The sequence below is a fragment of the Myxococcus sp. AB056 genome (assembly GCF_006547365.1).
GTDB lineage: Bacteria > Myxococcota > Myxococcia > Myxococcales > Myxococcaceae > Myxococcus > Myxococcus virescens.
This window is the reverse complement of record NZ_VHLB01000020.1, coordinates 20,832-41,725: the sequence shown is the minus strand read 5'-3', so window position 1 is coordinate 41,725 and position 20,894 is coordinate 20,832. Positions and strand designations below refer to the sequence as shown.

Here is a 20,894-nt window from a genome sequence, read left to right as displayed (position 1 = left end):
AAAAGATTGGCAGTGTTCACGTGAAACGCGCCAAGGCAGGGTTCCTATCGGCTCGCGGGCGTCGTGCAGCGAGCCAATGACACACATACCCACTTCCGAATTGGCAAGGAGAAGTCCCACATGAACACGACCCCCACCCTGACCACGTATTCCAGGCGCTTCGTGACTGCCGTCACAGCCACCCTGGCCGTGGCCATGCTCCTCATGACCCCTGGCAAGGCACAGGCCGTGGATGGTGACCGGCAGGTGACGCACCTTCGTGTCCGCATCGTCACCGGGAGCGATGACCTGCGCCAGGCGAGCAACGCCTTCGCCGAGTTCAGCTACACGGCGATCAATGGCAACCACATCTCCATCAGCCAGAACCTGAACAACGGCGCGAACTGGCCCAACGGGTCCACGCGCACCGTGGAAGTCGAGCTCCCCAGCGGCGTCCTCTACAGCAACATGCGCGAGTTCGCGATCCGGTTTCAATCCGGGCAGTCAAACCCCTTTGAGACGGGTGACAACTGGAACCTGAACGACATCCGGGTCACCGCCATCCTGGACGACGGGTCGGAGACCATCATCGTGCAGGACTCCGGCAACCCCTACCACCGCTTCAAGAGCGACGTGAACACCCGGCGTGCCTGGGTGCTCTGACGTCGCCGCGGGGACGGCTCGGCTGCGTCAGGTGCTTCCCCGCTCGAAGGCCTCCACATCCTGGTAGTACCGCTCCACCTGGGCCTGAGTCGCCGCCTGGGTGTAGACCTCGGCACGCGGACGCTCGATGGAATCGAGGATGACTGTCGCGGCATCCTCGACGCGCTGCGCCCCTGGCAGCCCCCGAGAATCGGGCCCTCCGCCAAGCGCGTTGTCCCCGAAAGCCGTGGCGACCACGCCGGGCATCACCACCGTCACGGTGATGCCCGGGTGCGTCTCACGCAGCTCCTGGCGCAGGCAGGCACTGAGCGCGTTGAGCGCATGCTTCGCCGCGCTGTACGCCGAACGGTGGGGAACGATGGGCAGCCGCCCCAAGGTGCTGGAGACATTCACCAACTGCCCGGCGTCGCGCGACTGGAAGTGCGGCAACACCGCCTGCATCCCGTAGAGGGCGCTGTTCACGTTGTCGCGCCACATGGCCTCCAGGTCCTCGTCCGTGAGCTCCGCCACGGAGCGCGTGATGCCCCGCCCCGCGTTGTTCACCCACACGTCGATGCGGCCAAATCGGGCGAGCGCCGCGTCACGCAGCCGCTCCATGTCCGCGCGCCGGGTCGCGTCCGTGACCACGGCGAGCGCCTCGTGTCCACACTGTCCGGCCACGGATTCCAGCTCCGCCTTGCGGCGCGCGGCCAGCACCAGACGGGCGCCCTTCCCGGCCGCTTGCCGCGCCAGCTCCGCGCCGATGCCGCTGCTTGCTCCAGTGATGACGATGACCTTGTCCATGTCCATGGTCCTCCCAGGCTGACGCGTGTGCCTCTATCAGGCGCCCTGACGCCCCGCGAGCCCGCCCGGCCCCCGTGGGGGGCGCTTCGCCACTCCGGCGCCAGACTCGCCGCGAGCCGTGCCGTGGTACCGTGAGGCCCCCGCGACCCTTCCGTCATGCCGCTGCGACTCTTCTCCTTTTCGATGCTCATCGGGCTCGGCGCGGTGCTGGGCCACCTGTATCTGTACCGTCGGCTGGTGCGCCCCCTGGTGCGGGGCCGCCTGCCTCGGCTGCTGGCCATCGGCGTGCTCGTGCTGATGACGGGCGTGCTGGGGAACCGGCGCACCGTGCTGGACTTGCTTCCGGAGAGCGCCGAAGGGCTGCTCACCATGGCGGTGTACACGTGGATGGGCGTGGCGCTCTGCCTCGTCATCGCCCTGCTCCTGACGGACATCGGCCGAGGGCTCACGGCCCTGGCGAGACGGATGCAGCCGCACGCCCCGCCCGCGCCTCCCACGCCAGCACCCAGCACGACCGTGGACGAGGACCGGCGGCGATTCCTGGGCCAGGCCGTGGCCGGCACCGCCTTCGTCGCGGGGGGCGGGCTGGCGGCCTACGGAAGCTGGCGCGCCTTCTCGCCGCCGCTCATCACTGAAGTGGCGGTGAGGATTCCCAAGCTGCCCAAGGCCCTGGACGGGCTGAGTATCGTGCAGCTCACCGACATCCACGTGGGCCACTTCATCCAGCGCCGCTACATGGACGCGCTCGTCCAGCAGGCCAACTCGCTGCGCCCCGACCTGTTCGCCATCACGGGAGACCTCGTGGATGGCGACGTGGCCTCGCTGGGCGGCCACGTGTCCGCGCTCGCCGCGCTGAAGTCCCGCTACGGCAGCTACTTCGTCACCGGGAACCACGACTACTACTCGGGTGACGAGGAGTGGTCGGCCTTCCTGGAGTCACTGGGCATCTCGGTGCTGCGCAACCGGCACGTCCCCATCGGGGACAAGGGCGCATCCTTCGACCTGGTGGGCGTGGATGATTGGAGCGGAGGCCGGCGGCGCAACAAGAAGGGTTACGACCTGGAGCAGGCGCTCGCGGGGCGGGATTCCGACCGCGCCGCGGTGCTGCTGGCGCACCAACCCGCGAACTTCAAGGTGGCCGCGGAGCGCGGCGTGGACCTGCAGATTTCGGGGCACACCCACGGTGGACAGCTCGTGCCCATGACGATGCTGATTGGTCTCGCGTGGGAGCACTCCGCCGGGCTGTACGCGCACGGTGACTCGAACATCTACGTCAGCCGTGGCTGCGGCTTCTGGGGACCGCCCATGCGCGTCGGCAGCCCGCCAGAGCTGGTCAAGCTCGTGCTGACAGCATGACGCACTGGGACATCCGGTGCGCGGCCTGCTTGCTCAACAGGGAGCAGGCCATCGGGCAAAGGGCCGCGGCGGCTCGACTTCGGGTATGCTCCCCGGCAAATCAGGACCCGTGAGGGTGGGTCCTCAAGAATCTTGAGAGGCACAGATATGAAGCGCCTGGGAAAAGTCGGTCTGCTGGTCGGAGCGCTCACGCTGGGTGGCGCAGTCGTCGGGTGTAAGGCCGAGGACGACACCGCGAAGAAGCACCGCATCGCCGGCAGCGACCACCTGAGCAAGAAAGAGTTCAAGGAAGCCGCCGCGGCCTACGCGCTGTCGCTCCAGGCGGACCCCAAGCAGGAGAAGGTCTGGGAGAAGAAGGCCTTCGCCCACATGCAGTTGGGGCAGATGAACGAGGCCGCCGAGGCCGTCCTGAAGATGGGCGAGCTCAAGACGACGCCCGCGGAGAAGGCGGAGATCTACCGGACGCTGGCCAGCATGTACATGACCGGCGGCACCACCGAGGACGCCGAGAAGTACTTCAACGAGGCCCTCAAGCTGGAGCCGAAGGACGAGGCGTCGCTCGGGTGGATCGCGGAGATCTACGCGCAGCGCGGCGGCGCCCGCTCCATGGGCGCGCCCATCATCAAGGAGTCCCTGGAGAAGTCGCTCAGCTATTACGACCAGGTCATCGCCATCAACCCCAACTCCGCCAACACCTACCTCAACAAGCGCGTGGTGATGGGCCGGCTGATGGAGTTCGAGCGGCAGCAGAAGGAGATGGCGCTGTCCGAGGCGGCCGAGAACGCGAAGAACAAGGAAGTCGTCGCCGAAGCGACGGCTCGCGCCGACGAGCACCAGAAGCGCATGGACGAGTACCAGGTGCAGTTCGCGGAGATGACGAAGAAGTTCGGTGAGGCACAGAAGGCCGCGAAGGCGGCGGCGGCACCCGCGCAGTAACCCACCGCAGCCTGACGAACGTACACGAGGGCCTGGGACCGCGAGCCGGTTCCGGGCCCTTCGTGTTTCAGCCGATGGCGGCCATCTGGATTTCTGGCCCGCGGCTCAGCGGCGCCGTCTGCCTCCGCCTGCGAGCACCATCAGGATTCCGCCCACCAACGCCGCGCCGCCCCCCGCCAGATACAGCGTGGTGCGGTCGGTGTTCCGGCCGGTGATCAACTCCGTGGCCCGCTCCGCGAGCGAGTCCCGGGCCTTCAGCCCGGACCACAGCAACACGGCGCCCGCGATGGCGAGCATGACACCCAGCAGCCGGACGAAGCTCACATTGCCTCCTGAAGTCACGGGCCTCCCTTGAAGGAGGAGGCCCGCGTCGGTCTCAGCGCTTCTTTCGCCCCGAAGGCGCCTTCTTCTTCGCGGCTCCCGAAGCCTTCGCGGGCTTCGCGGCACGCGCCACGGCGGGCTTCGCGGCCTTCTTCGACGGCGCCTTCGCCTTGGGCTTCGTCGCAGCCACCTTGGTGGCCTTCGCGGCGGCCCGAGCAGGCGCAGCCTTCTTCGCCTTGGCGGTGGGCTTCTTGGCCTCGGCGGTGGGCTTCTTGGCCTCGGCGGTGGGCTTCTTCACCTCGGCGGTGGCCTTCTTCGCCTTGGCGGTGGGCTTCTTGGCCTTCGTAGCGGCGGCCTGCCTAGCGCTGCCGGCCGCGACGGTCTTCTTCTGCGCCGGGGTGCGCGTTGCCTTCGCCGCGGCCTTCTTCCGCGTCGCCTTCCGCTTGGGCGCAGCCGCCTCTGGCTCGGGCGCGGGAGTCACGGGCGGCTCGACGCTCGTGGGCTCGGCTCGCGCGGGCTCCGGGGCCACGGGAATCGGTGTTTCCGTCACGGCCCGGGTGGGAACAGGCGGAGGCGCTTCGACAGGCGCTTCGGGCGGCGGGCGCGGGGGCTCCATCGAGAATGCCCTGTTGTCCTCGGACTCGCGCCCGGGCTTGGGCGCGGGGAACCGAGGCCCTGGGCCGCCCTGCGGCTTCGGCTTCTGGAACGACCGTCCGTGAGAAGGGCCGCGGGATTCAGGCCCACGCTGACGCTGGGACGCCAACGCGCGAATCCGGTCGAAACCCGGGTGTGGAGACCGAGCGGCGTCTTCGCCCACCGGCAATTCCCACGGAGCGGGCGCGGACGGCGCTTCGGGCGGAAGCGGCTCGGCCGTTTCAGCGGACACGGGCGCCGGTGCCTGCGGCTCCGGGCGGATGAACGTCCTGCGCTTGGGCCACGCGGGCGACTCGGCACGAGGCGGTTCCTGTCCTTCTGGCGGCCTGGGCGGGAACCGAGGCTCCTTCCGGTGCGGCGCGGCCTCCTCACGACGGCCCTCGCGAGAGAAGCGTCCGCGCGGGCGACCCGGCCCCGTCTCCTCGTAATGCCCGGAGGGCGCGCCCCGGCTCGCGGCGGCTTCCCGTTCGCGGCGGCCCGGGCGCCCTGCCCGCTCCCGCCGGCCATCCCGCTCGCGGTGCGACGGCGCCTCGGCCATCCATGCCTGACGCCGCTGCGGCTGCTCGCCCCGCGTCGCGACACGGCTCAGCGGCGCCTCGCCGTCGAACTGGAGCGCCTCGAAGTCGATCTTCTTCGCCGTCACGTTCACGGACGTCAGCCGCACCCGCAGCTTCTGTCCCACGCGCACCCGGCGGCCATTCGCGTACACCAGGGAGTGCGTCAGCTTGTCCAGCTTCGCCCCGGGCCCCAGCGTCTCGGCCTTCACCAGGCCTTCGACGTGCACCTCGTCCAGTTCGACGAAGAAGCCGAAGTCGGTGATGGCGGCCACGGTGGCGGCGAACTCCTCGCCCACGCGGTCCTTCATCAGCAGGCACGCGTAGAAGGACACCACCTCCCGCTCGACCTGCATCGCCGCGCGCTCACGCTCGGAGCACTGAGCGGCCATGTCCTCGAGCTGGTCCTCCTCGCGCTCCAGCATCGACTGCGAAGGCTTGCGCCCCTTCCGGGCCCAGTGCGCCTTGAGCAGCCGGTGCACCAGCAGGTCCGGGTACCGGCGGATGGGCGACGTGAAGTGCAGGTAGTGCTCGGCGGCCAGGCCGTAGTGGCCCACACGGGACGACGTGTACACGGCCTGCATCATGGAGCGCAGCAGGAGCTGGTTCAGCGCCCGCTGCTCCGGGTGACCTTGGAGCTGACTGACGAAGGCATCCAGCTCCTTCGACGACACGCCGTCCTCGACGCGCATCTTGAAGCCATAGGCCTCCGCCAGCGCGGCGAACGTGGCCAGCTTCTCCGGGTCCGGCTCGCCGTGGAACCGGTACACCGTGGGCAGGCCCTCGTCCTGGAAGAAGGTCGCCACCGCCTCGTTGGCGGCGAGCATGCACTCCTCGATGAGGCGGTGGCTGTCCTTGCGCTCGCGCTTGTCCATGCGCGCGGGCAGGCCCTCCTCGTCCAGCACCACCTTGTGCTCGGGCAGGTCGAAGTCGATGGCGCCGCGCTCCTTGCGCATCTTCATCAGCGCGCGAGCCAGCGACATCAGCCGTTCGAAGTGGGGCTTGTGCGCGTTGCGGTGCGGAACGTCCTTGCCGTCGAGGACGTCCTGCACCTCGTTGTACGTGCACCGCGCCACGCTGCGCATCACCGCCGGATACAAGTCGTAGGAGCGACGGTGGCCCCGGCGGTCGAACGTCATGTCCGCCACCATGCACAGCCGGTCCTCGTCCGGGCGCAGAGAGCAGATGCCGTTGCTCAACCGCTCCGGCAGCATGGGCAGCACCCGGTCCGGCAGGTACACGGACGTGGCGCGACGCAGCGCCTCCGCGTTGAGCGCACTGCCTTCCCACACGTAGTGCGTCACGTCCGCGATGGCCACGACCAACCGCCACCCATCCGCCTGGTCCTCCACGCAGACCGCGTCGTCGAAGTCGCGCGCGTCCTCACCATCGATGGTGATGAGGGGAATGGCGCGCAGATCGCGCCGGTGCTCGCCGCGGGCCTCTTCCTCGGTCACCGTCACCGCGTAGCGGTCCGCCTCGGCCATGACCTCCGGCGGGAACTCGTCGGAGAACCCCTGCGAGTAGGCGACGCCCAACACCTCGGCGCTCGGAGTGCCGGGCTTGCCCAGCGAGCCGGCGACCTCGCCGTGCAGCCCCCGGTCCGGGTCCAGCATCTGGGCACCAATGCCCAGCTGGACCTTCACCAGGTCCCCTTCGCGCGCCATCTGCGTCAGCGGCACGCGGATGGGGCCGGGCAAGCTCGAATCCGTGGGGTACACCACGGCGTAGCGGCCCTTCACGACGTAGGTGCCCACCGCCAGCTCGCGACGGCGCTGCACCACCCGGACGATCCGGCCCTCCAGGCGCGGAGGCCGCCCCGAGACGGCCACCACCACCCGGTCATTGTCGAGCGCGCGCTGGGCCTCGTGCGGCGGCAGGAAGACGTTGTCCCCTTCCCCCGACAGCGGATGCACGAAGCCGAAGCCATCCCGGTGGACGTGGAGGATGCCCTCCAGCAGGCCATCCTCTTCGACGTCGCTGAAACGGCCCCGGCGGCCGGGCCACTCCGCCCGCTCCTGCCGGAAGCCCCCTCCGTGCTTCGAAGCGCCCCGGCGATCACGCCCTGGGCCCCGCTCCTGCCAGCCCGCGCTCTTGCCGCGCGCCCCTGGCTCATGCCGGCGGGCCGTGAAGCCGCCAGGGCCCGCCGCGCGCTGCCCGGCATGCCGAGGTTCGCGATTCGGCCCGCCCTCGTGGGGCCCGGCGGCGCCGCGCTGACGCCACGCCATGGGAGCGCCCTGCTCCCTTGCACGCACGTCGGCCTCGCGCCGCGATGGCTGCCGGGGCACGAAGCGCTTGCCGTCCTTGAGGATGTCCCCCTGACGGACGAGCTCGCGCAGGGCGCGCTTGAGCTCCGTCTGTTGTCCGGGGTGCAGGCCCGCGAGCCGGAGAAGCTCCTTGATGCCCAGCGGGTGGTCTGCTTCAGCGAGGATCTGCTTGAGAAGGTCTTGAGAAAGGCTCACGGTGGGGTCGCGGCTCGGCCGCTACGGGAACGGGTAAGCCCGAAGCGGCCGGACGGGAACCCCCCGGCGACCGGCCGCCCCCCGGAACCTGTTCCGGGCGACGACCCTCAGGGCTTGACCGTGACGTTGATTTTGAAGGAGCGGTCCACCAGGCCGGGCGACAGCGCCTTGGCCAGGAAGAACTCCACCTCGAAGGCGCCTGGATTGCGCGGGGTGAAGAAGAACTCGCGGGTACCGGGACCGTCCTCGGGCGCGGGCTCGAAGTTGGCTTCGCGCAGGCCCACGCGCTTGGCCACCGTGGGCTCGATGGCCCAGGTGAAGCCAGGGTGCTCGGGCAGGCGCACGGTGAGGCCGTGGTTGAGGCGCACGTCCACGGACGTGGGGACCTCTCCCTCGATGTGCACCAGCTCCATCTCGTCGCGAGACACGGCGCGCGCTTCGGCCGGACGAAGCTCCACGTTCTCCGCCAGGATGCGGCCGCCCCAGCCGGACGTCTTGTCGACGACGCCCTGCACCTGGAGCGTGTACCCGACGTGCTTGCGCAGAGCCTTGCCAGCGGCCTTGCCCTCAATGATGAACGACACCTGCTGGCGCGTGCCGCCATTGGACACGACGAGCACGAACTCCTCGCCCGTCATCTCCAGGTTGCCACGCACGCCCGCGAAGCCCTTGATGCCCGCGCCCATACCGGCCGCCGTCACCATGGAGACCTCACCGGGCGACAGGTAGCGCAGCCGCGCCTCTGTCTCCGCCGGGGCGGCTTCCACCACCTCGGCATCCGGCTTCTTGGCCGAGTACTTGCGAACGTCCACCACGCCAGCGTGGTTGGTCGTCTTGCGGATGAGTCCGCTGACGGAGACCTTGTGGTCCACGTAGGCCGGGAGGACTTCCTGATCCGGGCCCTGGAGGAGGAAGGTCAGCTCGCGCTTGTCGCGCCCGACGACCACCAGGTGCGGCAAGTCGTTGGTGACCACCAGGCGGCCCTTGAGGCTGCCCTCGCCCGTGACGCCGCGACCTTCGCCGGCCGTCAGCAACTGCTCCATCTCACGCTTGGTGAGCGGCTCGCCCGGAGGCGGCAACTTGGTGGCGCGAGGACGGGGCTTCTCTACCGGAGGGGCGGCGGGTACCGCGCTCGCCTTCGCCGCCTTGGCGCTCGCGGCGGCCTTCGCCGCGGGAGGCGCCTTCGCCGGAGGTGCCTTCGGGGTCTTCGCTGCCGGGGGGGCGGCCTTCGCGGCCGAGGCCGTCTTCCCAGCGGGGGCGGCCTTCTTCGCGGTGGCCTTCTCCTGCGTGGCCTTCTTCACCGCGCTCTTGGCCCCCTTCGTTACGTCCGATGCTGCTTTCGCCAATTTCGTCGCCGCCTTCGCCACCCGCTTGGAGGCGTTCTTGATCAGATCCAGCCGGGCAGCGGAGTCCTTCTTCGCAGCGGGCTTTGCGCCAGCCTTGCCAGCGGGAGTCGTCTTCTTGGCCCCGGACTTGGGCTTGGCCATCGACGCAGTCTCCTTGAGAGTTCCCGTGTCCTTTCAACGGGTTGGCGGACCTGCCCAGAGGGCAGGCAAGCCTCGCGATCACCGTTGCTTGTAACGATGATCAGGTAGGCTGTCAAACTAACACTTGATTATCTCACGGACTTTGTTCGTGAACGGGTTCAAGCCACAAAGCCACGGCATGGCTATAAGCCGAGCATGAACGACTCCGCCACATTGCTGCCGGAAGAAGAAGCCCGGTCGCAGATCCTGGCCCTGTGCGCGCCCCTTCCCTCCGAGTGGCTGCCCCTGGATGACGCACTAGGGCGCGTGCTCGCCGAGGACGTGACGGCGCAACGGACACTCCCTCCCTGGGACAACTCGGCCATGGATGGCTACGCGGTGCGCAGCGCGGACCTGGCGGGTCCCCTGCCCGTCCGGCTCATCGTCGGAGAGACCATCTACGCTGGCGCGGTGGGCAGTCAGGCGCTGACGTCCGGGGTATGCGCCCGCATCATGACGGGCGCTCCCCTCCCCGCGGGTGCGGATGCGGTGGTGATGCGGGAGCGGACACGGCCCGTGGTCCAGAGCGGCGCGGATCAGGTCGACGTGCTCGAAGCGGTGGCCCCAGGCCAGTTCGTGCGGCCCCGGGGCGAGGACGCGCGGGAGGGGCAGGTGCTGCTGGCACGCCGCACGCCGCTGGGCATCCCCGAGCTGGGCCTCCTCTGGGCCCAGGGCCGACAGGCCGTGCCTGTGTCGCGCGCACCGCGCGTGGCCATCCTCTCCACGGGCGACGAGCTGTGCCACGCGGACGAGCCACCCAATGGCCGCATCGTGGACACCAATGCTCCGTCACTGGCGCTGGCGGTCCGCCGCGCGGGCGGCATGCCCACGCAACTGGGCATCGCTCGGGATACGCGCGCCGCCGTACTGGCCGCGCTTTCCCGGCTGGACGGGTTCGACGTGGTGCTCACCAGCGCGGGGGTGTCCGTGGGCGAGCGCGACTACGTGAAGGACGTGCTGGCCGAGCTGGGTGTGGAGCAACACTTCTGGCGCGTCGCCATCAAGCCGGGAAAGCCGCTGGTGGTGGGCCGTCGTGGCGCCACGCTGTTCTTTGGACTTCCGGGCAACCCCACCTCCTCCCTGGTGACGTTCGAGCTCTTCGTGCGCCCAGCCCTCCGCAAGCTGCTGGGGCACGCGCAGGTGGGGCCTGGGCGCGTAGCCGGACGCCTGGAAGGCAAGCTTTCCAAGCCCTCCGGCTTGGCGCACTTCGTCCGCGTCACGGCTGCTTGGAGAGAAGGCAACCTGTGGGCCCGTCCGCTGGCGACACAAACGTCTGGTGCCCTGCGTTCTGCGGCGGCGGCCACCCATCTGCTGCATTTCCCTCGGGAAGCCAGCAGTTTGACGGAGGGGGACGCGGTAGAACTGCTTCCGCTCTCATGGGTGGCCTGAGGAACGAAGGACGCCGTGGAGCATCCTCTTGGCGGCGCGTGCTCGAAAGCACAAGCCGCCTTGACTTGAGAACCTGAGGACTCCAAACAGGGGCCCGCATCTGGAGAGGACTCAACATGTCGGACACACGCTCACCTCAGGTCCTTCCGACCCGTAAGCACACGCAGCACCTGGAACGGTTCTCGGAGGCGGACATCCCGACCGAGCGCGGCTCGCTGCGGACCATCGTGTTCCGGGACAAGCGCAACGGGCGGGAGCATGTCGCGCTCGTGGTGGGACAGGTTTCAGGACACGAGGGTGTGCCGGTGCGCATCCACTCCGAGTGCCTCACGAGCGAGGTCTTCGGCAGCCTGAAGTGCGACTGCCGCGAGCAACTGGACCGCTCGCTCGACTTCATCACCCAGGCGGGACAGGGCGTCGTGCTGTACCTGCGGCAGGAGGGGCGCGGCATCGGCCTGGGGAACAAGATCAAGGCCTACGCCCTGCAGTCCAAGGGCCTGGACACCTACGAAGCCAACCGGCAGCTGGGTTTCGCGGACGACCTGCGCACCTACGACATCGCGGCGGAGATGCTGCGGAGCCTGGATGTGCGCTCGGTGGACCTGATGACCAACAACCCGCTGAAGATCGCGGGCATGGTCGAAGAAGGCATTCCCGTCCGGCGTCGAATCCCTTCCCGGACCGAGCACAATCCGCATAACGTCGACTACCTGAGGACGAAGCGCGAGCGTACGGGGCACCTGATTGAGCTCTTCGCCGAGGACGACGACACGGAAGCCAAGACAGGCTGAGCAGCCCCCCACGAGGCGACGGAACACCGTCGCGCGCAACCAGGCCCGCGTGCCCTTCGAGGTGCGCTTCTGGGGGGTGCGCGGCTCCATTCCTTCGCCGGGCGCGCACACGAAGCGCTACGGCGGAAACACGCCCTGCGTGGAGGTCCGCTGCGGAGACGAGCTGCTCATCTTCGACCTGGGCACCGGCGCGCGCGCGCTGGGACATGCGCTGGTGGCGAAGAAGAAGCCGGTGAAGGGCTCCATCTTCATCTCGCACTACCACTACGACCACCTGCAGGGCCTGCCCTTCTTCGGGCCCATGTACCTGCCCACGAGCGACCTGACTGTCTACGGCCCGGCGCGGCACGGGCAGTCGGTGAAGCAGCTCCTCAGCGGACAGATGGTGCCGCCGTACTTCCCGGTGACGGCGGACGGCGTGTTCCGGGCGCAGCTCACCTACACGGACCTGGCCGCCACGCAGACGCTGCAACTGGGCCCGGCGACGGTTCACACCATCGAGCTGAACCACCCGGGCGGTAACATGGGCTACCGCGTCGAGTGCCAGGGCCGCTCGGTGGTGTACGCCACCGACCTGGAGCACGGCAGCGACATGGACGCGGCCTTCTACGCGTTCGCCCAGGACGCGGACGTCCTCATCTACGACGCCATGTACACCGAGGACGAGTACCACGGCCGCACCGGGCCGGCTCGCACCGGCTGGGGCCACTCCACCTGGCAGGCCGCGGTGCATGCGGCGGACGAGGCCGGGGTGAAGAAGCTGGTGCTCTTCCACCACGACCCGTCACGAGATGACGCGGGAATGGACCGGCTGCTGCGTCAGGTGCGCAAGCACCGCCCCGACGCCATCGCCGCTCGCGAGTCCCTGGTCATCAAGCTGTAGCGCGCTTCACCGTCTCCCGCAGGCCCTGGAAGGGCAGCCGCTCCAGGGCCGTGGGGACGTCCACCCACTCGAAGGCGTCGTGCTCCGCGCCCAGGCGCACGTCCGCGTCCGGCGGCACGTGGACGGCGAAGCCGTTCTCCTCCACGAGTTGCGGCGGCAGCGCCTCTCCCAGGGCGAAGGCGTGGCGGTAGTCCAGGTCCACCAGCGGCACGCGGAGGCCTGTCTCCTCCTCCAGTTCCCGCGCCGCGGCCTGCGCTGGCGACTCACCCGCTTCGAGCCTCCCGGTGAGGACCTGCCAGAAACCGCCCCGCTCCGGGCGACGGCGCACGAGCAGCACCCGGGCTTCGGGACCACGGCCCTTCACCACCGCGATGCTCACCGTCCGCATCGGCGGCGGCGCGTCCACGAGCTCGCTGTCGAACACGGTGCAGAAGCTGCTGGCGATGGCCTCTTCCACCTCCGCCATGGGGAGCACGCGGCCCAACTCCCGCTGCATGGACGTGACACCCGCTTCTCGGATGCCACACGGGACGATGAGCTGGAAGTGGTCCAGGTTCGTGTTCACGTTGAGCGCGAAGCCGTGCGTGGTGAGCCAACGCGACAGGTGCACGCCAATGGCGGCGATCTTCCGCGCGTCCGGAGCACCTTCCGCGCCAATCCAGACACCGGGCCACTTGGGGATGGGGCCCGCGGTGATGCCCCACTGGGCCAGCACCTGCATGACGGAGCGCTCCACGTCGCGCACGTAACGGCGCACGTCGCGTCGGTCCTCGGGCAGCAGGAAGATGGGGTAGCCCACCAGTTGGCCGGGGCCGTGGTAGGTGACGTCGCCGCCACGGTTGGTCTCGAAGACCGCCGCGCCCTCCTTCGCCAACTGCGCGTCGCTGGCGACGATGTTCTCGCGCTTCGCGGCACGGCCCAGGGTGAGGATGGGCGGGTGCTCCAAGAGGAGCAGCGCATCGCCGGAGAGCCCCTGGCGGCGCGACTCGCTGAAGAGGTGCATCAGCGTGAGCCCGTCCTCGTACTCCACTCGGCCCAGGCGGTAGACGGTGATGGTGTTCATGACGTTCGCTTCTTTCGAGCCTTCCGCGTGGGCGAGGGCTTCACGGTGGGCGCCATGCTCCACGTCCCCGTGGGCACCCGGTTGAGGAGGGCATGCAGCTCATGTCCGGCGCGCGGCGAGCGGCTGGCCTCCTGGGCCAGCGCCATGAGCACTTCTTCCGAGACGGAGACCGCGGGCTCTCGCGAGGTCAGGCGCTGGCGGGCAATCTCCACGAATTCAGCCGGTGTGGGCACCTGGAGCGGCAGGAGCACCTGCACGTGCTCCAGGATGTCCGTGGGCACGGTTCCGCGCACGGCCTGAGTCAGCGCGGCGGTGGTGGACACGGAAACACTGAATGCGTCTCCGCGCAGGCTCAGGCCCCGAGCCTCCGTGCGCATGCCCCTCGCGCTCAGCAGGACGACGGGGCGGCTGTCCCGGGCCAGGAAGGCCTGCAGGGTCGCGTGTGACGTCGCGTTCAGGCGGTCCACGTCCTCCACCAGCAGCGTGCGAGAAGAAGTCGTCACGTCCAGGTCCGCGACGGGGGTGATGACGCCCACGGCCTCTCGCTGGAGCTGCTGGAACCAGACGCTCTTGCCACTGCCTTCGGGCCCGATGACCAAGAGGGTCCGCGCGTGGGCCTCAAGCGACTGCGTCAGCAGCGCCTGCGTCACGCCCTGCCCCACGAGCCCCAAGACAGGTGTCACGGGCCGTTCCGGCCGCGACACCGTGGGCGGAGGCACCAGCGTGACGTCTCCCAGCAGCGATTGCGACTCGAACACGCAGCTCTTGCAGATGAACGCGCCCGCAGGCCCCGCGACCAGGTCCCCCGTGTCAGTACGCGGACGGCAACAGAAGGAGCACCATGCGTCGAGCGCGGCATCCGCACGCGTCGGGCCGCGCTCGATGATCCGAGCCTCTCTGCGACGCCGAAGCCGCGCATCCGTGAGGATGTCCTCTCCGGTGGGTGCTTCCTCCGCCTCACCCGTCATGCGTGATGACGCAAGCCGCGTCGTGGACTCATCGACGCCCAGAAGTTCCTGCTCGCCCACGCCATCCTGGAGCTTGTCCGACGAAGCGGCCTCCGGTGCGGGCATGGACGCGGACGGAGCGTTCCGTCCAGGAGCCCCCGCGCTCCAACCCGGTATGGACGCAACACCGCCCCGCACGTCCACGGTCGCATCCGGTGGCGACGAGGAATCTTCCGCCCCTGCGACCACACCCGCGATGCGCGCAATCTGCGCTTCGAGCCGCTGCAGATCTTCCGCGACCTCTGTCTCGATGACCCAGGCCTGGGCGGCGTCGCGAGGCGCGTCGTCACCGGCGTGCAGGGCCGCCTCTCGCAGCGCATCCTCGATGAGCCGCTGCCGGTGGACGACGTCCGGCAACAACTCCGACTCCAGGGAATGCACCACCCCGGACGCAGGCAATGCCTCTTCGTCGTCAGCGTCCATCCCAGGCCGCGCGAGCAGAGGCTCCGGCATCCACTCCAGCCGGTTCACCGCATCCGCGATGTCCGCGCGGCTGCCGTCCAACCGCTGCGCATGGCGAAGCAACTGCAACGCGCGGGACGGATTGCCCGCATGACGGTACAGCTCCGCCGCTTTCTGCAGGCACTCCACCGCACGGGCCACGTCCCCCTGTGTCTCGGCGGACTGCGCGGCGCGGATCAGCTCGCGAGGGTTCTCGGCCATACGGGGAGAGCCTAACCGGCTCGGGGCACCCGCGCGCGGCCCTTGAACGCGGGCCCCAGCACCAGGCGCTTCCCAGCCCGGCGCCAGGGCCACCACGCCCCTCACGTCAGGGGCGTGGACCTGCCACGGCGCTCACCTCACGCCATGGCCAGGAACAGCAGGTCCGGCTTCTCCAGGTACTTGATGATCTCGTACGTGAAATCCGCCGCCACCGAGCCGTCGATGACGCGGTGGTCGCACGACAGCGACAGGTTCATCATGTCGCGCACGACGACCTGGTCCCCCACCACCGCAGGGCGCTTCTTCAGGCGGTGCACGCCCAGGATGCCCACTTCAGGATGGTTGATGATGGGCGTGGCGAACAGGCCGCCGCTCTGCCCCAGCGAGCTGATGGTGAAGGTGCCACCCGTCAGCTCCTCCATCTTCAGCTTGCGGTCGCGCGCGGCGGCGCCCAGGCGGGCCGTCTCACGCGCCAGCTCGGCCAGCGTCAGCCGGTCCGCGTTCTTCACCACCGCCACGGTGAGGCCGTCCGGCGTCGCCGCCGCCATGCCGATGTTGTACTCGCCGCGGACCACCAGCTCCTGCGACGCCTCGTCGAAGTTCGCGTTCAGGTGCGGGAACTTCTTCAGCGCCGCCACCGTCGCCTTGATGATGAACGGCAGGTAGTTGAGCTTGATGTTCTCACCGGCCGCCGCCAGCTGCGCGTTCAGCCGCGCGCGCAGGGCCACCAGCTCCGTGGCGTCCACTTCCTCGACGAAGGCGAAGTGCGGCGCCGTGAACTTCGACCGCACCATCTTCTCCGCGATCTTCTTGCGCAGGCCCCGAAGCGGAACGCGCTCGTCCGCAGCGCCCGAGCTGACGGCAGGAGCCGCGGGACGCGCCTTCTGCTCGGCCGGAGCCGCGACGACGTTCTTCTCGCCACCCTCCAGCGCCGCCACCACGTCCGCCTTCGTCACGCGGCCCTGCGGCCCCGTGCCGGCAATCGACGCCAGGTCCAGCCCGTGCTCGCGCGCCATCCGCCGCGTCACCGGCGTGGCCAGCACCTTGGACGCCGAGGCAGGCGCCCCACCGACATGGCCACCCGCTACGGGCGGCGCCGCCGGCGCGCTGGCCTCGGCATGACCACCGGCCTGCGCCGGCGCAGCGCCCTCCACCTCCAGGGTGACGAGGAGCTGGTGCACCTTCGCCATGTCGCCTTCATTGCCGTGCGTCTTCACGACACGGCCCGCCTTGGGAGCGGGAACGGTGACGGTGGCCTTGTCCGTCATCACCTCGGCGAGCACCTGGTCTTCCTTGACGGAATCCCCCGCCTTCACGTGCCACTTCACCAGCTCACCCTCCATCACGCCTTCACCAAGGTCGGGGAGCTTGAATTCGAAGATCGCCATGGGGTCGTCTTTCCGGGAAGCAGGGGTGTTGGGTCAAGCCATGAATCGGAGCGTCAAAGCTCAGCCGAGCCGCTCGAGCCGCTCGCGCTCCATCAGGCCCTTCATGAAGAACTCAGCGGCCCGGTAGCTGGACCGCACCAGCGGACCGGAGGCCACGTAGAGGAAGCCGTAGGACTCGGCCAGCGTCTTGTACGCCTCGAACTGCGCGGGCGACACGAAGCGCTCCACGCGCAGGTGGTACTGCGACGGCTGCAGGTACTGGCCCAGCGTCAGCACGTCCACGCCCACGTCGCGCAGGTCCTTGAACGTCTGCTCCAGCTCCGCGTCCGTCTCCCCCAGGCCCACCATGACGGACGTCTTGGTGTACAGGCCCTCGGGGCGCTTCTTGAGGTACTCCAGCACGCGCAGGGACTGGTCGTACTTCGCGCGGCGGTCACGGACCGTCGGCGTGAGGCGCTCCACCGTCTCCACGTTGTGCGCCACCACGTGGGGCTTGGCCTCCGCCACGGTGGCCAGGTCCTTCTCCACGCCTTTGAAGTCCGGGATGAGCACTTCGACGATGGTGCGCGGGCTCTCCCGGCGCAGCTCGCGGATGGCGGAAGCGAAGTGGCTGGCGCCGCCGTCCGGCCGGTCATCCCGGTTCACGGACGTGACGACGATGTACTCCAGGTCCATCTCCTTCACCGCCTGGGCCAGATGGATGGGCTCCATCGGATCCAGCGGAGGAGGCGCGCCGACCTTCACGTGGCAGAAGCGGCACGCGCGCGTGCACACCTCGCCCATCAGCATCACCGTGGCGGTGCCACCGCCCCAGCACTCGGCGATGTTCGGGCAGCGGGCCTCTTCGCACACCGTGGCCAGCTTGGTGCGCTTCACGATGGCTTTGACCCGCTCGTAGCCTTCTCCGTGCGGGAGCCGCACCTTCAGCCACTCCGGCTTGCGGGTGGTCTCAGTCACCTGGGGCAGAGGGAACCGGTCGGGAGTCGCCATGGATCGCGGGCCTTCTATGGGTTGGACGGAGGACGTTCAAGCGGAAGCCACTGACGCGAGGCGTCAGCATCCACCAGTCGTCCGCCAGTTGTCGCCTCTCTACTAATGCCCCCGGTTCCTGGGGACAGGCCTGGAGCACCCGTGAGGGCGGCCAGACAGGGGACCGTCACCTCGCGAGGCCGCGGGGGCCGGAAATACGAGGGGCCGTCCACGGCACACCGGGACGGCCCCTGGGACTGCAAGCGAGGCGCCGCCGCCTAGAAGTGGCGCGGGTGGCCCAGCGTGGCCTCGGCACCCTCGTGCACGATTTCCGAGAGCGTCGGGTGCGCGTGGATGGTGTTGGCCAGCTCCTCGGTGGTGATCTCCAGCTTCAGCGCGACACACGCCTCGGCCAGCAGCTCCGTCGCGTGCGGCCCGATGAGGTGCACGCCGAGGACCTCGTCGTACTTCCGGTCCGACACGATCTTGATCATGCCGGTGGCCTCGTTGGAGATGGAGGCCTTCGTCACGGCGCCCATCGGAGCGATGCCCACCTTCACATCGTAGCCGCGCTCCTTGGCCTTCTTCTCCGTCAGGCCCACCGAGGCGACCTCGGGGTAGCAGTACGTGGCCGACGGCGTCAGGTCGTAGTTGATGGGCTGCGGGTTCTTCCCGGCGATGTGCTCCACCGCCACCACGCACTCCGCGCTGGCCATGTGCGCCAGCATCGGCGTGGGGATGATGTCACCCACGGCGTAGACGTTCGGCTCGGAGGTGCGCAGCATCGAGTCGACCTTGATGTAGCCGCGCTCGGCCTGGATGTTCGTCTTGTCCAGACCCACGTCCTCGGTGACGGGCGAGCGGCCCACCGCCGACAGGAGGATTTCCGCCTCCAGCGTCTTGGTCTCGTTGCCCACCTTCATGGTGACGCGCACGCCGTCCGCCGTGTGCTCCACCTTCTCCACCGCGGAGCCGGTGTGCACGTCGATGCCGCGGCGCTTGAAGATCTTCTCCAGCTCCTTGGAGATGTCCGCGTCCTCGATGGGGAGCAGCGCGGGCATGTACTCCACGATGGAGGTCTTGCTGCCCACGTGGTTGAACACGGAGGCGAACTCACAGCCCACCGCACCGGCGCCCAGCACGATGATGCTCTTGGGGACGCGGTCGATCTGCAGGATGGAGTCGCTGTTCAGCACCCGCTTGTGGTCCACGGGGACGTTGGGCAGGGACTTGGGCACCGAGCCCGTGGCGATGATGATGTTCTTCGCCTCCAGGACCTTCTTGGAGCCGTCCTCGGCGGTGACCTCCACCTTGCCCTTGCCGGCGATGCGGCCGTGGCCCTTCACCACCGTCACCTTGTTCTTCTTCATCAAGAAGTCGATGCCGTTGGCACCCTTGGTGACAATCTTGTCCTTGTGCTTCATCGCGTTGGGCCAGTTGATGGCCGGGCTGCTCACATCAACGCCGAAGTCAGCCGCCTCGCGGACGTGGTGGAACAGCTCCGCGGTCCACAGCAGGGACTTGGTCGGGATGCAGCCGCGGTGGAGGCAGGTGCCGCCCAGCCGCTTGTCCTTCTCGATGATGGCCGTCTTCAGGCCCAGCTGACCCGCGCGAATGGCGCCCACGTAGCCGCCGGGGCCCGAACCGATGATCACCACGTCGAACGTCTCAGCCACGCACGCCTCCGTAATTATTGCGGATGGAACCCGGTGGGGCTGATAACCCCCGGTCCCGGTTGGAATCAAGGAGTTTGCTCGTGCGCCGTTTCCCGCTCCGAACCCTCCTCTTGATGTTGGTAGCACTCATCGCCTTCGGGCGCCTGTGGTGTGTGACGCACCAGGAGAAAGCGCCCGGTCCTCGCCCCGGGCGCATGGCCCAGGCGGGTGACGCCCCGGCCGAGGCCCCCGTCCCCTCCTCTGCCCCCGAGTGCCGCACGCTGGAACGGGCCCTCGAAAGCGCCCTCCGCACGCCCCAGGACACCCAGGTCCTTGACGAAGCGCGCCAGCAGCTCGACGCATGCCGTCAGCCGCCCGTTCGCGCCTGCGCGCTGGGCGTGGCCCTGGACGCCCGGTCGCCCTTATCCGAGGGAGAAGCCACACCGCTGCGTGGCCTGCTGGCCAGCCTGTGTGAGCACTGCCCGCCGGCCGCCAATTCGTGCGCCCGGGCCGTGGGGCAGGCCCTGCTGAGTGCCGCGGTGGGGCCGAATGCCGACGTCGCGAGCGCGAAATGGAACCTGGAGCATGCGGGGCCGGGCCTGGAAGGGGCTTGTGCCTCGCTCGTTCAGTTGGGGCTCGCACCCGCGGCCCAGTCAGACCTCACGGTACGGCCCCCGGTGCTCGCGCTCGTCGGGGAGCTGGCGCCCCGCTGCTCGCAGGCAGGCTTCCTGGATGACGCGCTGCTGCGCGCCGCCGCTGTGAACCTCGTGTCGCCCACGCCCGCGCTGGTCGCCCTGGCCGCGGTGCCCATTCCTCCCGAGACGAGCGCCATGAAGCCGGACCGGATTGAAGGCACCGAGCCCGGCTTCCAGGCGTTCGACCGGGACGAGAACACCGGGGTCCCGGTCGGCAAGGCGCTCAAGAGTCAGCGATGGGAGGCGGACGGCGCGCTGCGCGCGAGCTACGCGCCCACGCTGAAGCAGCTCGTATCGGTGAGGATCCGCGCCTCGGGCCCGGGAACGGTGCGCGCCATCGTCCGGACGCCGCAGGGCGTGGGCTTGAAGGACCCGGAGAAGGACTTCGCCTTCGTCAATCCCACCGTGTGCCGTTTCACCGGCACGGGTCAGTGGGAGGAGTGCCCGCTCCAGGTGCCGCTGCGCGACGTGGACGCCGTGAGCGTCTTCCCCGAGCGCGCGGACACCGAACTGAAGGAGCTGGAGGTCCACGGCGCCCGCTGAAGGCGCCGCCGACCGACGTCAGGCGACGAGGCCGCGCTCCTTGGCCAGTGTGAAGAGTGGCGCGGCGTCCTTCTTCAGCACCGCGCTCACGTCCTTGACGATGGAGTCACCCGACTTCGCGACCGACAGGAAGTTGTCGAAGGTGCGCGTGAGGATGAGCACGCCGGAGATGATGACGCGCTGAAGGTTGTGCTGCAGGTCCGTGCCTTCATAGATGAGCCACGCCTGCTCCACGCAGGTGCGGCGGGCATCCATGAGGAACTGGTTGAGGACGGTGCGCTCGTTCGCGTCGGGCACCTTCGACTTCGAGCTCACCGAACCCACATAGATGAGGTTCGTGTTGAGCCGCGCCGCAGCTTCCTGCATCTGCGCCAGCACCAGCGTCACGTCCTCCTTGGTCGGAGGATTCTCCCAGCGGGAGAAGATGACTCGGTCGATGATCTCCGCTTTGTAGGTAGGGCCGTTCACGATGCCTCCGGTGAGGCGAGCGCCTGACCGGCACCCGCCCGGCTTGCCACGCTGCCGTGCGGTCGGATCTGTAGCAGGAACACTCCATTCGTTGAAGTGCACGACACCTGAACCGGCATTCATTTGGCCCGGCACCGCGGTTCTGT

Annotated in this window: 17 protein-coding genes; 7 read left to right on the top strand and 10 right to left on the bottom strand. The window is 69.0% G+C overall.

The window, feature by feature from the left end; translation table 11 throughout:
- Positions 1-120 precede the first annotated feature (120 nt).
- Positions 121-642, top strand: a complete 522-nt coding sequence (locus tag FMP39_RS11860) for a hypothetical protein (protein WP_228557907.1) — start codon at positions 121-123, stop codon at positions 640-642.
- Between the two features lie 27 nt (positions 643-669).
- Here FMP39_RS11860 and FMP39_RS11855 read toward each other — a convergent pair whose 3' ends face one another.
- Positions 670-1,431 (bottom strand): SDR family oxidoreductase, encoded by a 762-nt coding sequence (locus FMP39_RS11855; RefSeq protein WP_141590019.1) that lies wholly within the window; start codon positions 1,429-1,431, stop codon positions 670-672.
- A gap of 150 nt (positions 1,432-1,581) precedes the next feature.
- Between FMP39_RS11855 and FMP39_RS11850 the strand changes: the two genes are divergently transcribed.
- Both FMP39_RS11850 and FMP39_RS11845 read left to right on the top strand, forming a co-directional pair.
- The gene (locus FMP39_RS11850) at positions 1,582-2,781 is read left to right on the top strand and encodes a metallophosphoesterase (protein WP_141590018.1); all 1,200 of its coding nucleotides are present in this window, start codon (positions 1,582-1,584) and stop codon (positions 2,779-2,781) included.
- A gap of 147 nt (positions 2,782-2,928) precedes the next feature.
- Positions 2,929-3,717: a tetratricopeptide repeat protein gene (locus FMP39_RS11845; protein WP_141590017.1), complete on the top strand. Its 789-nt coding sequence runs from the start codon at positions 2,929-2,931 to the stop codon at positions 3,715-3,717.
- Positions 3,718-3,822: 105 nt separating this feature from the next.
- Here FMP39_RS11845 and FMP39_RS11840 read toward each other — a convergent pair whose 3' ends face one another.
- The 3 genes from FMP39_RS11840 to FMP39_RS11830 all read right to left on the bottom strand — a co-directional run bounded on the left by FMP39_RS11840 (position 3,823) and on the right by FMP39_RS11830 (position 9,195).
- Positions 3,823-4,041, bottom strand: coding sequence for a DUF3185 family protein (locus tag FMP39_RS11840; RefSeq protein WP_020478851.1), 219 nt, complete (start codon positions 4,039-4,041; stop codon positions 3,823-3,825).
- 52 nt (positions 4,042-4,093) lie between these two features.
- Complete coding sequence (gene rnr, locus FMP39_RS11835) at positions 4,094-7,708, bottom strand: ribonuclease R (RefSeq protein WP_141590016.1); 3,615 nt, start codon at positions 7,706-7,708, stop codon at positions 4,094-4,096.
- 107 nt (positions 7,709-7,815) lie between these two features.
- The gene (locus FMP39_RS11830; protein ID WP_141590015.1) at positions 7,816-9,195 is read right to left on the bottom strand and encodes a protease inhibitor I42 family protein; all 1,380 of its coding nucleotides are present in this window, start codon (positions 9,193-9,195) and stop codon (positions 7,816-7,818) included.
- A gap of 195 nt (positions 9,196-9,390) precedes the next feature.
- Here FMP39_RS11830 and glp point away from each other — a divergent pair, with 195 nt between their 5' ends.
- The 3 genes from glp to FMP39_RS11815 all read left to right on the top strand — a co-directional run bounded on the left by glp (position 9,391) and on the right by FMP39_RS11815 (position 12,297).
- Positions 9,391-10,623: a gephyrin-like molybdotransferase Glp gene (glp, locus tag FMP39_RS11825; RefSeq protein WP_141590014.1), complete on the top strand. Its 1,233-nt coding sequence runs from the start codon at positions 9,391-9,393 to the stop codon at positions 10,621-10,623.
- Between the two features lie 116 nt (positions 10,624-10,739).
- A complete protein-coding gene (gene ribA / locus FMP39_RS11820; RefSeq protein WP_011554216.1) occupies positions 10,740-11,414 on the top strand; it encodes a GTP cyclohydrolase II in 675 nt (224 codons plus the stop codon).
- 49 nt (positions 11,415-11,463) lie between these two features.
- Positions 11,464-12,297 carry an MBL fold metallo-hydrolase gene (locus FMP39_RS11815; protein ID WP_090490643.1) on the top strand — a complete coding sequence of 278 codons (834 nt, stop codon included), beginning with the start codon at positions 11,464-11,466 and terminating at the stop codon, positions 12,295-12,297.
- Here the strand turns inward: FMP39_RS11815 and lipB are convergent.
- The 5 genes from lipB to lpdA all read right to left on the bottom strand — a co-directional run bounded on the left by lipB (position 12,287) and on the right by lpdA (position 19,063).
- The gene (lipB, locus tag FMP39_RS11810; protein WP_141590013.1) at positions 12,287-13,360 is read right to left on the bottom strand and encodes a lipoyl(octanoyl) transferase LipB; all 1,074 of its coding nucleotides are present in this window, start codon (positions 13,358-13,360) and stop codon (positions 12,287-12,289) included. The genes FMP39_RS11815 and lipB overlap by 11 nt on opposite strands.
- Positions 13,357-15,030 (bottom strand): ClpX C4-type zinc finger protein, encoded by a 1,674-nt coding sequence (locus FMP39_RS11805; protein ID WP_228557906.1) that lies wholly within the window; start codon positions 15,028-15,030, stop codon positions 13,357-13,359. Before FMP39_RS11805 ends, lipB begins: the two co-directional genes overlap by 4 nt.
- A 137-nt stretch (positions 15,031-15,167) precedes the next feature.
- The gene (locus tag FMP39_RS11800; RefSeq protein WP_141590011.1) at positions 15,168-16,418 is read right to left on the bottom strand and encodes a dihydrolipoamide acetyltransferase family protein; all 1,251 of its coding nucleotides are present in this window, start codon (positions 16,416-16,418) and stop codon (positions 15,168-15,170) included.
- 60 nt (positions 16,419-16,478) lie between these two features.
- Positions 16,479-17,408, bottom strand: coding sequence for a lipoyl synthase (gene lipA, locus FMP39_RS11795; RefSeq protein ID WP_141590010.1), 930 nt, complete (start codon positions 17,406-17,408; stop codon positions 16,479-16,481).
- A gap of 257 nt (positions 17,409-17,665) precedes the next feature.
- Positions 17,666-19,063, bottom strand: a complete 1,398-nt coding sequence (gene lpdA / locus FMP39_RS11790; protein ID WP_141590009.1) for a dihydrolipoyl dehydrogenase — start codon at positions 19,061-19,063, stop codon at positions 17,666-17,668.
- Positions 19,064-19,176: 113 nt separating this feature from the next.
- Here lpdA and FMP39_RS11785 point away from each other — a divergent pair, with 113 nt between their 5' ends.
- The gene (locus tag FMP39_RS11785) at positions 19,177-20,280 is read left to right on the top strand and encodes a hypothetical protein (RefSeq protein WP_228557905.1); all 1,104 of its coding nucleotides are present in this window, start codon (positions 19,177-19,179) and stop codon (positions 20,278-20,280) included.
- Between the two features lie 18 nt (positions 20,281-20,298).
- Here FMP39_RS11785 and FMP39_RS11780 read toward each other — a convergent pair whose 3' ends face one another.
- Positions 20,299-20,748 (bottom strand): hypothetical protein, encoded by a 450-nt coding sequence (locus FMP39_RS11780; RefSeq protein ID WP_011554224.1) that lies wholly within the window; start codon positions 20,746-20,748, stop codon positions 20,299-20,301.
- Between the last annotated feature and the right edge of the window lie 146 nt (positions 20,749-20,894).

Bases quoted from the DNA above. Each gene is read 5' to 3' on its own strand.
- FMP39_RS11860 (WP_228557907.1), top strand. From the start codon at position 121: ATGAACACGACCCCCACCCTGACCACGTATTCCAGGCGCTTCGTGACT.
- FMP39_RS11855 (WP_141590019.1), bottom strand. From the start codon at position 1,431: ATGGACATGGACAAGGTCATCGTCATCACTGGAGCAAGCAGCGGCATC.
- FMP39_RS11850 (WP_141590018.1), top strand. From the start codon at position 1,582: ATGCCGCTGCGACTCTTCTCCTTTTCGATGCTCATCGGGCTCGGCGCG.
- FMP39_RS11845 (WP_141590017.1), top strand. From the start codon at position 2,929: ATGAAGCGCCTGGGAAAAGTCGGTCTGCTGGTCGGAGCGCTCACGCTG.
- FMP39_RS11830 (WP_141590015.1), bottom strand. From the start codon at position 9,195: ATGGCCAAGCCCAAGTCCGGGGCCAAGAAGACGACTCCCGCTGGCAAG.
- glp (WP_141590014.1), top strand. From the start codon at position 9,391: ATGAACGACTCCGCCACATTGCTGCCGGAAGAAGAAGCCCGGTCGCAG.
- ribA (WP_011554216.1), top strand. From the start codon at position 10,740: ATGTCGGACACACGCTCACCTCAGGTCCTTCCGACCCGTAAGCACACG.
- lipB (WP_141590013.1), bottom strand. From the start codon at position 13,360: ATGAACACCATCACCGTCTACCGCCTGGGCCGAGTGGAGTACGAGGAC.
- FMP39_RS11805 (WP_228557906.1), bottom strand. From the start codon at position 15,030: ATGGCCGAGAACCCTCGCGAGCTGATCCGCGCCGCGCAGTCCGCCGAG.
- FMP39_RS11800 (WP_141590011.1), bottom strand. From the start codon at position 16,418: ATGGCGATCTTCGAATTCAAGCTCCCCGACCTTGGTGAAGGCGTGATG.
- lipA (WP_141590010.1), bottom strand. From the start codon at position 17,408: ATGGCGACTCCCGACCGGTTCCCTCTGCCCCAGGTGACTGAGACCACC.
- FMP39_RS11785 (WP_228557905.1), top strand. From the start codon at position 19,177: ATGTTGGTAGCACTCATCGCCTTCGGGCGCCTGTGGTGTGTGACGCAC.